Consider the following 12,871-nt stretch of genomic DNA (forward strand, 5'->3'; position numbering starts at 1 on the left):
CGCCGCTACTCCATCGTGGACGGCTCCGGGATCGCGGGCGCGGGGCTGGTGCGCGGCATCGGGACCTCGGTGGCCCGGACCGCCGGCGCCGACGCCAGCATCCGGTCGAAGACGTTGCGCAACAGCGTCGACATCGCCGGATCGTCCGCCAGGGCGCCGACGAACGAGATCGAGGACGCGCTGAAGACCAGGGCGCCGTTGGGCCGTTCCAGGAAGACCATCGCGGCGCCCTGGCCCCCGGGGTTCTCGCCCCGGGCGATGACCTGCGCCGGGGACGCCTCGCCGGCCAGCCCGCGCAGCCCGTCGGTCTCCCAGCCGCTGGCGGCGCCGTTGTAACCCGTGCGGCCGAACCTGCTGCCGACCACCAGGCCGGTGCCGGCCAGCAGCGGATGGTCACGCAGCACCTGGTACGGCGCGTACGTGCCGGCGTCGACGTAGTTGGTGCCGAGCAGTTGCGAGGCGGGCAGGCCCAGCTCCGTGTAGATGTCCCGCCTGCCGTCCGACCGGCGGTAGGTGACCACCGTACGACCGGAGTTGACCTGCACCCGCTCGTACAGGCCGTTGCCGCCCGGGTAGATCAGCCGGCCGCCGCCGGCCTGGAAGTTGACCAGCCGCTGCCGCATCGTGTCGGACCAGTACTCGGGATGGCTGCCCAGCACGAGCACCCGGTAGTTGGTGAGCCAGCCGTTGGAGCCGTGCAGGTCGGCGTCCTCGTAGACGTCGAAGGCGAGCCCCTGCCGGGACATCCAGCGGGTCAGCAGGAGATCCGAGTAGAGGGTGTGGTCCCGGATCCCGGGGTCGTCGACGTTCAGCTCCGTCGACGGCCGACGTACGGAGAGGGGTCGCCGGCCCGTGGTGTCCGGGCAGTACTGGCTGTGCCCGCCCCAGCTGTTGTAGGCGTTGTAGGTGAAGGTGGGCAGCAGCACCGCGATCCTGTTGGTGGGGCGGGTCGACCGCACGAGGAACGGCACGTACCGGTGCAGCCCGTTCGGGCCCTCCAGCCGGGCGGCGTAGAGGCCGGGCTGCCAGTCGGCGGGGACCCGGAACTGCAACCGGTCCGACCAGCCGCAGCCGACGCCGAGGAACCCCACCGGCAGCGACTGCACCCCGCCGGTGACGGGCAGCGGCGGCGAGACGACCACGGGGGCGCCGGGGTTGGGTGCCAGCCGGACCATCGACGCGGTGAGCGACGGGAACCCCGTGGACACCGCGAAGCGTGCCACCTCGCCCTGCGCCACGCTCGGCGTGTTGGCGTAGCCCTGGAGGGCGGCCTGCGTCTGCACCGTCCAGCCGGAGCCGACCCGCTTGCCGGTGCCGCTGTTCATCCAGGCGGCCCGCCCGTCGGGGCCGGCGGTGGTGTGGTTCGTCAACCGGTACTGCGTGAGCGCGCCGCTCTGCCGGGCGGTGGCCGCGTCCGGCGGGATCGCGTACAGCGCCCCCTGGCCGGTGCACCACACCCCGTCGTTGAGGAAGAAGTTGCGGAAGCCGGAGCCGATCCGCAGGCCCGAGCCCGACGCCCAGGCGCCGCCGCCGAGGTGCCGGTGCCAGCGGATGTCGCCGTAGTGGTAGGCGTAGAGGACCCCGGAGGTGTCCGCCTGCAACACGGCGCCGGTGAAGCCGCCACCGATGCGCGCCCCCTGGACCGTCCACGTCCTGCTGACCAGGTCGTACTGGTGCAGGAAAAGGTCACCTGCGGCGTTCTGTCCGTAGAACGCGCCGTGAAACCCGCACAGCCGGGGATAGCGCTCGAATCCGGCGCCGATCTGCCCGCCGCTGATCCAGGTGCCGGCGCCGGTCGTCGAGTTGGTCAGCCGGTAGCGGTAGTAGTGGACGGTGCCGTCGCCGCGTACGGCGTAGAGCGAGCCGTCGAGCCCGCCGAAGACCGCCCGGAACTGGTGCCAGCCGGAGCCGATCCGGCGGCCCGAACCGCTCGCCCACGTGAACGCGCCGGTCTGCCAGCCCGTGTGCCGGTACCAGTACAGCGCGCCGTCGGCCTGGATCGCGAAGATGACGCCGTACCCGCCGCCGACCAGGCGGATGAACCGTTGCTGCGGGTCGTACTGGGGCACGGCGGCCGACGCGCCGGACGAGCCCGCCAGCAGCAGCGGCGGCACGGAGGCGGCGATGACGGCGCCGTCGCGAAGCAGCCGTCGGCGCGGTACGCCCCCCAGGCCCGGCACGTTTCCCATGGCGACCCCTCTCCGGCGAGGCGGATGTGCTGGGCAACCTACGAAACCGACGGCGCCGGCGTGGCCCCGCCAAGCGCCCTGAGCGGGGAAATCGGATGATCCGCGAGCACCTCCGACCGGCCGGCCCGCGCCGATCCCGCCGATCAAGCGATTGACGGAAGGCGATTGACTGTTGTCGATCGAGGCGACGGGCCCGGCGCGGCCCGGCGGCGACCTGATCAGCGTCGGCCGGCTTGACGCGTCGGTCCGGGCGTGCCGGGCAGCGCGTTGGTCAGAGCGCGTTGGTCAGGGCGCGCCGGGCGGCGCGGCGGTCAGGGCGTGTCGGGCAGCGCGTCGCCGACCGCGAGGGCGCGCAGGGGGACGGGCTTGACCGGCGCCTGCGCGGTGAACGCCCCGACCTCCTCCGGCCCCCGGCCAGTCAGCGTGCAGATGAACTGGCAGAGGCCCGGCTGGCAGGACCGGCCCTGACACAGGCCCATCCCGGCGCGGGTCACCAGCTTGACCGCGTTCGCGGTGCCCAGGTGCGGGTTGGCCGCCAGCGCCCGGCGCACGTCACCGGCCCGCACCTCCTCGCAGCGGCAGAGCACGGTGTCGTCGGTGACCAGGCTGCCCAGGGCCGCCCGGTCCGGCGCGAAGCGGTCGAGCACCCGGGTGACGAAACGTCGCCGGCGGCGCAGCTCCCGGCGCACCGGGTCGGCCAGCGCGGCGGCCCGACGCTCATCGAGCAGCCCCAGGTCGCGCAGCACGCCCAGGGCGGCCAGCCGGCCCTCGACCGCCGCCTGCTCGGCACCCGCGACGCCGGTCAGCTCGCCGGCCACCGCGATCCCGGGCACCGAGGTACGCAACCACTCGTCGTGCCCGACCACCCAACCGCCCGCGGGCGAGTCCCAGGTCACCGCGCAGCCGGCCTGCCGGGCCAGCTCGACGGAGGGGACGAAGCCGTAGCCCAGCGCCAGCACGTCGCAGGGCACCTCCCGGTCGGTCCCGGGCACCGGCTGCCCCGTGGGGCCGACCTCGGCGAGGGTCACCGCGCTCAGGTCCGGGTCGCCGTCGGCGCGGCGGACGACCGTGGCGAACCGGACCGGCACCCCCGCCCGGCGCAGCACGCGCAGCGCCCCCACGCCCTCGGCGATCTTGCCGCCCGCGCCCGCCACGGCGGCCAGCCCGGCCGGACCGGGCAGCAGGTCGCGGCGGCGTTGGACCAGCGCGACCTCGACCACCCGGGCACCGGCGCGCACCAGCTGGGCGGCCACCACCAGCAGCAGCGGGTGGCCCCCGGCCAGCACGAACCGGCCACCCGGCAGCAGGCCCTGCGCCTTGACGAACGTCTGCACACCGCCCGCCGTGAGCACGCCGGGCAGCGTCCAGCCGGGAAACGGCACCGGCAGGTCGTACGCGCCGGCGGTGAGCAGCACCGCCCGGGGTTCGAGCAGGCGGACCCCGGCCGGGCCGTGCGTGGCGACCCGGTAGCGCCCCGGCGCGGGCTGGTCGCCGGCGTACCCGTCGAGGCCGGCGCGGGTGCCGAGGACGCCCCACACCGTGGTGTCGGCGAGCCACCGGACGCCGGGCGCGGCGGTGGCCTCGGCGAGCAGGGCCCGACCGGCGGAGGACGGCGCAATCGGCGGGGTGAACCCGGCCGGCGGCCGGCGGTAGATCTGCCCGCCCGGCTGCTCCTGCTCGTCGACGACGGTGACGGCGGCGCCGTGCCGGCCGAGGGTGGCGGCGGCGGCCAGCCCGGCCGGGCCGGCGCCGACCACCACCACGTCGGGCGCGCTCACCGGGGCACCGCCGTGCGCACCCGCATGTCGGCCCGTACCCGGATCAGGCAGGAACGCTGGCAGGGCACGTCGTCCACCGTGACGACGCACTCGAAGCAGATCCCCATGTTGCAGTAGGGCCCCCGGCGGGCGCCGCCGCGCGTGACGCCGACGGCCCGCTCCCCGGCGGCCAGCAGCGCGGTGGCCAGGGACTCGCCCGGGTGGGCGGGCACCGGCCGCCCGTCCACCTCGATGGTGACCGGCGCGGGCCGGCCCATCGCGGTGCGCCTCGGCGCCTCGGCGGGCTGCGGCGGGCGGTGTTCAGACAAAGTTCAGCGCTCCGAAGCGGGCGGGTGAATAGTCCTCGATCGCACGGTCGGGCTCGCCGGTGACGACCATGGCGGCGAGGAGCCGGGCGTAGGTGAGGCCGAGGGTGAAGGCCGAGCCGCCGGTGGCGACGTACAGCCCCGGCCGGCGCGGCACCGCGCCGAGCAGCGGCAGGTGGTCCGGGGTGAGCGTGGTCATGCCCGTCCACGTCCGGATCACCGGCAGGTCCCACACCGCCGGGACCACCCGGGCGGCGTCGGCGTTGCCGACCAGCGACTCGTAGCGCAGCTCCGGGTTGGTCTCCAGGTCGACCTGTCCGGCGCGGCTGACCAGCTTGGCCGGCCAGCCGCCGCCGATCAGCACGTTGCCGTCCTCGGTCTGCTTCATCGACAGCCGCCGGCCGACGTGCTGGATCAGGTGCGGCAGGAACGGCCGGCTGCGGGCGGTGGCGCTCATCGTCAGCCCGACCGGGAAGACCGGCAGCCGGACGTCGGCCATCGCGGCCAGCTCGGCGGTCCACACGCCGCCGGCGAGCACGACCGTGTCGGCCAGGTGGGTCTCCCCGGCGGTGTCTCCCGGGCCGGCCCCGGTGCGCAGTTCCCAGTGCCGGCCGCGCCGGTGCAGCCCGGTGACCCGGCAGCCGGTGCGCAGCACGGCACCGTGGCGGCCGGCGGCCCGGGCCAGCGCCGGGGTGACCAGCCGCGGGTTGGCCTTGCCCTCGCCGGGCACGTGGCCAGCGGCGAGCACGGTGTCGGCCAGGTACGGCGCGAACCGGCGCAGCTCCGGGCCGGAGAGCACGGCGACGTCGAGGCCGTACTCGCGTTCGAGGGCCGCCTTGCGGTCCAGCACGGCGATCTCCGCCGGGGTCTCGGCGAGCATCAATCCGCCGGTGCGGGACACCCCGCACCGCTCGCCGAGCTCGTCCTCGATGGTCGCCCAGGCCCGCACGGCGTCCAGGTGCAGCGGAAGCGCGCGGGCCGCCGCGCGGGCCGCGTCGTCGCCGTGCTCGACCATCCGGAACTCCAGCTGGAAGTGCAGGCTGCCCGCGTTCTGCCCGGAGGCGTGCCGGTTGACCTGGTCCTTCTCGACGAGCAGGACGCGGTTGCCGGCGCGAGCCAGGTGCCAGGCGGTCGCGCAACCGAGCAGGCCGCCGCCGATGACCGCCGTGTCGTACGCAGTCACGGGAGCAGGTCGAGCTGGCTCATGGTGGCCCGGACGCGGTCCTGTTCGGCGGGGGTCAGCGGGAGCAGCGGCGCGCGGACGTGCCCGGCCGGCACGCCGCGCAGGGTGAGCGCGTACTTCATGATCGCCTGGGCGTTGCCGAACCGGGCGCCGTAGTCGGGCCCGAACCAGTCCTCCATGATCACGCGGTCGCGGGCGCCGAGGACCCGAGCCCGGTCGAGGTCCCCGGCGCGCAGCGCGCGGAAGAAGTCGGGGTGGTCGGCGCCGAGCACGGCGCCGGCGCCCATCAGCCCGTCGCCGCCGATCGTGGTCATCAGCTCGATGCCCACCTCGTTGGTGGGGATGCCGAAGTAGCGCACCCGGTGCCGCAGGGCCACCAGGCTCCGGACGAAGCCGCCGAAGTCGGGGGTGGAGTTCTTGACCGCCACCACGGTGTCCAGCGCGCTCAGCTCCAGCAGCAGGTCGGCGTCCAGGTCGACGCCGGTGCCGCGGGGCCAGTTGTAGACGCAGAGCGGGATGTCGACGGCCTCGGAGACGGCCCGGTAGAACGCCACGACCTCGGCGCGGGTGGGCACCACGTACGGCGGCGGGGTGAGCAGGATGCCGTGCAGGCCGGCGGCGCGGGCGGCCTCGGCGTGCCGGATGGCCTCCGCCGGCGTGTACGCGTTGCAGCCGCCGAGCACGGTGAGCCGGTCGCCGACCCGCTCGGCGGCCGTCCGGAACAGCTCGGCCCGCTCCTGTTCACTGAGACTGAACCACTCGCCCGTGGTGCCGCCGACGATCACCCCGTGCAGTCGCTCGGCGGCGAGCCAGTCCAGTTGCCCGCGCCAGGCGGCGAGGTCCAGCTCGCCCGTGGCGGTGAACGGGGTGGTGACGGCCGGGAGGTAGCCGAACCAGTCGACGCTGTCACGGTCCACTGCGGGTCCTTTCGACGGGCGCCGTCGTACCGCCCACGTGCGCGTACGCGGGCCGGGTGACGTGCCGGGTGGGTCAGGGGGTCGGCGGGGTGACCGCGATGATGAGCCGGGCCCGCTGGTCGCTGGCGTTGCGGTAGAGGTGGGGCAGCCGGGAGTCGAAGGTGATCGCCTCGCCGGTCTTCAGCACGTAGTTCTCGCCGCCGATCTCCGCGACGACCTCACCGGTGACGGCGATCGCGCACTCCGTGGAGGGGTGCGCCCAGGGCTCGGTGGAGCTGGCGTCGCCGGGCGCCAGCTCGGCTTCCAGCACCTCCAGGTCGCCCCGCCCCGGCGTGAGCCGGTCGTAGGCGATCTGCCCGGGAGGCGCGGCGAGCCGGGACCGCGAGCCGGGCCGGCTGATGTGCACCAGCGGGGCGTCCGGCTCGGAGAACAGCGCCGCGATGGAGGTGTCGAAGACCTTGGCGAGCTTACGCAGGGTGGCCAGGCTGGGGTCCGTGGCGCCGTTCTCGATCTGGCTGAGCAGGGCGGGCGACACGTCGGCCGCCGCCGCGAGCTGGCGCAGCGTGAGGGAGTGCTGCTGGCGCAGGTCGCGGAGCTGGTCACCGAGCATGCGTCTTTCCTCGTTCCGAAAACAGTGTGGCTAGAAATGTTTGACGTGACTATACGCCGCTGTCTAGGGTGGTCAAACATAAGGTGAACGCGTTTGGCGCTACTAGACAAGCGGCGTTGAGACATGAACCGGACACGAGTCCCGTCCGGGTACATCCAACCCCATGACGGCACAACGGCGCAGACCCGCGAAGCCGCCACGGTTGCACCAACGGCCCCGGCCGCGGCGTCACCGACGTCACCGGGTGTGACAGCCCCCAGAGCCCGTCCCGCGCGGGCCGGCCCATACGAAGGTAGGAACAGCATGTCGGTGTCCCCTCGCCGGCTCCGCGTCGGAGCGATCGCTCTGGCGGCGCTGGCCATAGCCTCCAGCACCGCGTGCAGCGCGGGCGGCAGCGGAGGAAACGGTGACGGCGGTTCGGCCAAGACCCTCACCGTCAACACCTCGTTCGTCCTCAAGACCCTCGATCCCGGCCGGATCTACGAGGCGACCGGCCTCACCGCCGTGCACTCGCTCTACGACACCCTGCTGACCTTCGAGGGCTCGGACGTGAGCAAGCCGGTCCCGGCCCTGGCCGAGTCGTTCGAGGCGTCGCCCGACGCCAAGACCTTCACCTTCAAGCTGCGCGAGGGCGTGAAGTTCTCCGACGGCACCGCGCTGACCGCCGACGACGTGGTCTTCTCCCTCAACCGGCTGAAGAACGTCAAGGCCAGCCCGGCCGTCATGGTCAGCGGCCTCACGTTCGCCAAGACCGACGAGCGGACCGTGGTGGTCACCTCGGCGACCGCCGACCCGAACATCCCGGTGGTGCTCGCGATGCCCTCCACCGGCGTGGTGAACTCCAAGGTCGCCAAGGAGCACGGCGCGACCGACGCCGCCGACGCCGCCAAGAGCGACACCGCGCAGCAGTACCTCGACACGAACTCCGTCGGCAGCGGCCCGTACGTGCTCAAGTCGTACGACCCGTCGGCGCAGGTGGTGCTGGAGGCCAACCCCAACTACTGGGGCGACAAGCCCGAGTTCAACCGCGTCGTGCTGCGCAACATGGACGTGCAGACCCAGAAGCTGACCATGCAGCGGGCCGGCGGCTCCGAGATCGCGCTGGACATCTCCGGCAAGCTGCTGGAGGGGCTGCCGGGCAGCCTGAAGACCTCCGCCATGCAGGACACCGTCTACTTCCTCTTCCTCAACGCCGACCCGGCCGTCTCGCCGGTGAGCTCGAACGCGAAGTTCAACCAGGCGCTGCGGGCCGCCATCGACTACGAGGGCATCGCCGGGCTGTACGGCAAGGGCGCCGCCCCGGGCGCCGGCCTGGTGGCCCCGGCCTACCCGGGCGCGCTGCCGGCCGAGGAGCAGTCGAAGCGTGACGTGGCGAAGGCCAAGGCGTTGCTCACCGAGGCGGGGCTGACCAACCCCACGGTCAAGTTCAACTACCCGGCCATCACCTACAAGGGGGTCGACCTGGGCACGGTCGCGACGAAGGTGCAGGGCGACGCCGCCGAGGCCGGCATCAAGCTGGAGCTCACCCCGCAGCCGCTGACCACCTTCCTCGACGAGATGCGTACGGGCAAGATGGCCCTCGGGTTCACCCCGCAGAGCCTGAACTACCCGGTCGCCGACTCGCTGATCAACAACATGTCCCCCGGCCAGGCCACCGCGCTGCGCTCGGGCTGGACGGTGGAGCGGGCCGACCCGGCCGTCGTGGCCGCCGGCAAGAAGGTCACCGAGACCCTCGACCTGGCCGCCCGGGCCGCCGCCATGCAGGAGTGGCAGCGGGCGATGAACGCCGCCTCGCCGTACGTCGTCCTGGCCAGCAACTCCTCCACCGTGGTGGCGAGCGGCGACCTGACCGGCACGGACTACACCGCCGCCGGTTGGCAGGTCGACCTCGCCGCGGTGGGCCGGGGGTAGTCACTCCATGACGACGACAGTCGACGACGCCGAGCCGGGCGCGGTCACCACGACCGTGTCCCGGCCCCGGCCGCGCCGGGCACTGCTGGTCTTCCTGCTCAAGCGGGTGGCCATCACCGCCGGCCTGCTGCTGGGCGTCACGATCGTGACGTTCGGCCTGGTCACCGTGGTGCCCGGCGACCCGGTCACGGCCAACCTCTCCGACCAGGCGCTCAACGACCCGGCCGCGGTAGCCGCGTTTCAGGAGAAGTGGGGCCTGGACCAGCCGCTGTACGTGCAGTACTTCCAGTACCTGGGCAACCTGCTGACGGGTGACCTCGGCATCTCGCAGCAGACCGGCCGCACGGTGGCCGACGACCTGTTCCAGTACGTGCCGGCGACCATGGAACTGGCCATCCCCACCATGGTGCTGGCGCTGCTCATCGGCACCGGGATCGGCATGCTCGCCGCCGTGCGCAACGGTCGGGTCACCGACCAGCTGATCCGCGTCGGCGCGCTGCTCGGCCTCTCCACCCCGCCGTTCTGGCTGTCGCTCGTCGTGCTCTACGTCTTCTTCTACCAGCTCGGCCTGGCGCCCAGCGGCGGACGGCTCTCGACCGACTTCAGCCCGCCGCCGACGAAGACCGGCATGTACACGGTCGACGCCGCCCTCGCCGGCCAGTGGGACGTCGCCTGGGACGCCGCCCAGCACCTGATCCTGCCGGTGCTCGTGCTGACCAGCCTGACCGTGGCGATGCTCGTCCGGTTCGTCCGCTCGTCCATGCTGGAGGTGCTCCAGCAGGACTACATCCGGGCCGCGTACGCCAAGGGCCTGCCCGCCCGGGTGGTGTTCCGCCGGCACCTGCTGCGGGCCGGCCTGGTCCCGGTGATCACCGTCTCCGGGCTCGCCTTCGCCTCGCTGCTCTCCGGCACGGTGCTGGTGGAGAACATCTTCGGCTGGCCGGGCCTCGGCCAGTACGCGTACCGCAGCGCGACGGCGCTGGACCTGCCCGCGATCCTCGGCGTCAGCCTGTTCGTGGCGCTGGTCTACACGCTGGTCAACCTCACCGTCGACCTGCTGTACGGGCTCATCGACCCGAGGATCCGCCTGTCATGACCGCACTCGCACCCGATCCCGTGGCGCCCGACCCCAAGGCGACCGCCGCGCTGACCCGGCGCCGCTTCCTGGGCGGCCGGCTGCGGGGACGTTCGACGGCGCGGCCCATCTGGCGCCAGCCGATCGCCGTGGTGGCCCTGGTCATCCTCGGCGGGTGGCTGCTGGCGGCGCTCCTCGCCCCGCTCGTGGCGCCGTTCGACCCGCTGGCGCAGAGCCCCGACGCCTACGCGCCGCCGTCCGGCACGCACTGGTTCGGCACCGACTCCCTCGGCCGGGACGTGTTCAGCCGGGTGATCCACGGCTCCCGCCTGTCGATCCCCCTCGCGCTCGCCATCGTCTCGCTCGCCCTGCTGATCGGCGGCCTCCTCGGCCTGGTCGCCGGCTACGTGGGCCGGTTCGTCGACGAGGCGCTGATGCGCCTGACGGACCTGGTCTTCGCGTTCCCGCAGATCATCCTGGCGATGGCCGTCACGGCCGCGTTCGGCCCCAGCACCCGCAACGCCGTCCTCGCGCTGGTCATCGTCTCCTGGCCGGTCTACGCCCGGGTCATCCGCAGCGCCGTGCTGGCCATGCGCGGCGAGGACTACCTCAGCGCCGCCCGGCTGCTCGGCATCGGGCCGATGCGGGCGCTGCGCCGCGATGTTCTGCCCAACAGCGTGGGGCCGGCGATCGTGCTGGCCACCCTCGAACTGGGCAACGCCGTGCTGCTGCTCTCCGCGCTGTCCTTCCTCGGCCTCGGCCCCCGCCCGCCGGCCGCCGAGTGGGGCTCGATGGTGGCGCTCGGCTCGCAGGACCTCTCCATGTGGTGGGTCAGCGTCTTCCCCGGTCTGGCCATCCTCACCGTGGTGATGGCCTTCAACGTGCTCGGCGACGCGCTGCGCGACCGGATCGACCCCCGCTACGCGAAGGGACGTTGAGAAATGGCACCCCTGCTCGAGGTCGACTCCCTGGCCGTCACCCTGCCCGGTCCCACCGGGCCGCTGCCGATCCTGCACGACGTGTCGTTCACCGTCGACGAGGGCGAGATGGTCGGCATCGCCGGGGAGAGCGGGTGCGGCAAGAGCCTCACCGCGCAGACCCTGCTCGGGCTGCTGCCCGCCGGCGCCAAGGTCACCGGATCGGCCCGGTTCGCCGGCACCGAACTGCTCGGCCTGGACACGAAGCGCTGGCAGAAGGTACGCGGTGCCGGCATCGCGATGGTCTTCCAGGACCCCACGGCGGCGCTGCACCCGATGCTCACGATCGGCCGGCAGCTCACCGAACACATGCAGGTCCACCTGGGCCTGGACCGGCGGGCGGCCGACCGGCGGGCGGTGGAACTGCTCGAGCAGGTCCGCATCCCCGACCCGCAGCGGGCGGTGCGGGCGTACCCGCACCAGTTCTCCGGCGGCATGCGGCAGCGGGCGGCCATCGCCATCGCCCTCGCCGCCCGCCCCCGCCTGCTGATCGCCGACGAGCCCACCACCGCGCTCGACGTGACGGTGCAGGCCGGCATCCTGGCGCTGCTGGACCAGTTGCGCGCCGAGACCGGGCTGGCCGTCGCGTTCATCACCCACGACCTCGGGGTGCTCAGCGCGCTCACCACCCGCGGGTACGTCTTCTACGCCGGGCGGGTGGTGGAGACCGGTCCCACCGGGGCGCTGCTCACCGCGCCGCGGCACCCGTACACGGCGGCGCTGCTCGGCGCCCGCCCGCACGGCACCCAAGCCGTCGGCACGCTGCGCCCCATCCCGGGCGGGCCGCCGGCGCCGGGGCAGGCGCCGCCCGGGTGCCCGTTCCAGCCCCGGTGCGGGTACGCCGAGCCGTCCTGCGGCAGCGCGCCGCCCCCGCTCGCCCCCGCCGGCGCCGACCGGTCGGTGGCCTGCGTGGTCCGTCCGCACCTGGAGGTGGCGGCATGAACGAGCCCGTCGGCTCGGGCAACCTGCTCGAGATCAGCGACGTCGAGGTCGAGTACAAGGCGCGCGGCCGGGGGCCGGTGCGGGCCGTGGCCGGGGTGAGCCTCGAGGTGGCGCCCGGCCAGATCGTCGGCCTGGTCGGCGAGTCCGGCTGCGGCAAGTCGTCGCTGGCCCGGGTGGCGGTCGGGCTGGCCGCGCCGAGCGCCGGGGCGATCCGGTTCGCCGGCCGCCCGGTCACCCCGCTCGGCTGGCGGCGCCGGCCGGTGCCGCAGGTCGGGCTCCAGATGGTCTTCCAGAACCCGTACGCGTCGCTGAACCCCCGGCGCACCATCGGCGCCCAGCTCCTCGACGGGGTGCCGGACACGGTGACCGGCGCCGCCCGCCGGGCGAGGGTCGCCGACCTGCTGGACCGGGTCGGCATGCCGGCCGGGGCCGCGGAGCGGTACCCGCACCAGTTCTCCGGCGGCCAGCGGCAGCGGCTCGCCATCGCGCGGGCGCTCGCGCCGGAGCCCCGGATGATCATCGCGGACGAGCCGGTCACCGCGCTGGACGCCTCGTCCCAGGCGCAGGTGGTCAACCTGCTCGTCGGGCTGGTCCGGGACCTGGACATGGGCATGCTGTTCATCTCGCACGACCTGTCCCTGGTGCACGAGATCGCCGACGTCACGGCGGTGATGTACCTGGGCCGGATCGTGGAGACCGCGCCCACCCGTCAGCTGTGGCGCTCGCCCCGGCACCCGTACAGCCAGGCGTTGATCGACGCGGTGCCGCAGATCGGCCCGCACCCGCAGCTGCCCAGGACGCTCGCCGGGGAGGTGCCCGACCCGGCGCACGCGCCGACCGGGTGCCGGTTCCGGCCGCGCTGCCCGCACGCGTTCGCGCCGTGCGGCGAGCAGCCGCCCACGCTCGACCTCGGCGGCCGCAGCGCCGCCTGCTGGCTCAACGACCCGACGGTGGCGCCGACCACCGCGCCCGCCGCGTAGAGGA

General features: G+C 73.9%; 11 protein-coding genes. 5 read left to right on the plus strand and 6 right to left on the minus strand.

The features are described 5' to 3' along the window. Window positions 1–5 precede the first annotated feature (5 nt). From ABZ573_RS13865 to ABZ573_RS13890, 6 genes are all read right to left on the minus strand, one after another. Window positions 6–2,189, minus strand: a complete 2,184-nt coding sequence (locus ABZ573_RS13865; protein WP_358118283.1) for a N,N-dimethylformamidase beta subunit family domain-containing protein — start codon at window positions 2,187–2,189, stop codon at window positions 6–8. 311 nt (window positions 2,190–2,500) lie between these two features. Continuing rightward, complete coding sequence (locus tag ABZ573_RS13870; protein WP_358118285.1) at window positions 2,501–3,967, minus strand: FAD-dependent oxidoreductase; 1,467 nt, start codon at window positions 3,965–3,967, stop codon at window positions 2,501–2,503. Then, complete coding sequence (locus ABZ573_RS13875; protein WP_358118287.1) at window positions 3,964–4,275, minus strand: (2Fe-2S)-binding protein; 312 nt, start codon at window positions 4,273–4,275, stop codon at window positions 3,964–3,966. Before ABZ573_RS13875 ends, ABZ573_RS13870 begins: the two co-directional genes overlap by 4 nt. Continuing rightward, window positions 4,268–5,455 (minus strand): FAD-dependent oxidoreductase, encoded by a 1,188-nt coding sequence (locus ABZ573_RS13880; protein WP_151457003.1) that lies wholly within the window; start codon window positions 5,453–5,455, stop codon window positions 4,268–4,270. The genes ABZ573_RS13875 and ABZ573_RS13880 overlap by 8 nt, the downstream gene beginning before the upstream one ends. Beyond that, window positions 5,452–6,372 carry a dihydrodipicolinate synthase family protein gene (locus ABZ573_RS13885; RefSeq protein ID WP_327028430.1) on the minus strand — a complete coding sequence of 307 codons (921 nt, stop codon included), beginning with the start codon at window positions 6,370–6,372 and terminating at the stop codon, window positions 5,452–5,454. The genes ABZ573_RS13880 and ABZ573_RS13885 overlap by 4 nt, the downstream gene beginning before the upstream one ends. Before the next feature lie 73 nt (window positions 6,373–6,445). Further along, complete coding sequence (locus tag ABZ573_RS13890; RefSeq protein ID WP_327028431.1) at window positions 6,446–6,982, minus strand: helix-turn-helix domain-containing protein; 537 nt, start codon at window positions 6,980–6,982, stop codon at window positions 6,446–6,448. A 303-nt stretch (window positions 6,983–7,285) separates the two neighbouring features. Between ABZ573_RS13890 and ABZ573_RS13895 the strand changes: the two genes are divergently transcribed. From ABZ573_RS13895 to ABZ573_RS13915, 5 genes are read left to right on the plus strand one after another with little or no spacing between them, the layout of a single operon-like run. Then, window positions 7,286–8,893: an ABC transporter substrate-binding protein gene (locus ABZ573_RS13895; protein ID WP_358118290.1), complete on the plus strand. Its 1,608-nt coding sequence runs from the start codon at window positions 7,286–7,288 to the stop codon at window positions 8,891–8,893. Between the two features lie 7 nt (window positions 8,894–8,900). After that, window positions 8,901–9,989 carry an ABC transporter permease gene (locus ABZ573_RS13900; RefSeq protein ID WP_327028433.1) on the plus strand — a complete coding sequence of 363 codons (1,089 nt, stop codon included), beginning with the start codon at window positions 8,901–8,903 and terminating at the stop codon, window positions 9,987–9,989. Beyond that, a complete protein-coding gene (locus tag ABZ573_RS13905; RefSeq protein ID WP_358118292.1) occupies window positions 9,986–10,906 on the plus strand; it encodes an ABC transporter permease in 921 nt (306 codons plus the stop codon). The genes ABZ573_RS13900 and ABZ573_RS13905 overlap by 4 nt, the downstream gene beginning before the upstream one ends. Before the next feature lie 3 nt (window positions 10,907–10,909). Then, complete coding sequence (locus ABZ573_RS13910; RefSeq protein ID WP_327028434.1) at window positions 10,910–11,887, plus strand: ABC transporter ATP-binding protein; 978 nt, start codon at window positions 10,910–10,912, stop codon at window positions 11,885–11,887. Next, on the plus strand, window positions 11,884–12,867 hold the full coding sequence (locus ABZ573_RS13915; protein WP_358118295.1) for an ABC transporter ATP-binding protein: 984 nt from the start codon (window positions 11,884–11,886) through the stop codon (window positions 12,865–12,867). The genes ABZ573_RS13910 and ABZ573_RS13915 overlap by 4 nt, the downstream gene beginning before the upstream one ends. Window positions 12,868–12,871: the final 4 nt, after the last annotated feature.

The sequence above is a fragment of the Micromonospora sp. NPDC007220 genome, assembly GCF_040634035.1.
In the GTDB taxonomy this organism is placed as follows: domain Bacteria; phylum Actinomycetota; class Actinomycetes; order Mycobacteriales; family Micromonosporaceae; genus Micromonospora; species Micromonospora reichwaldensis.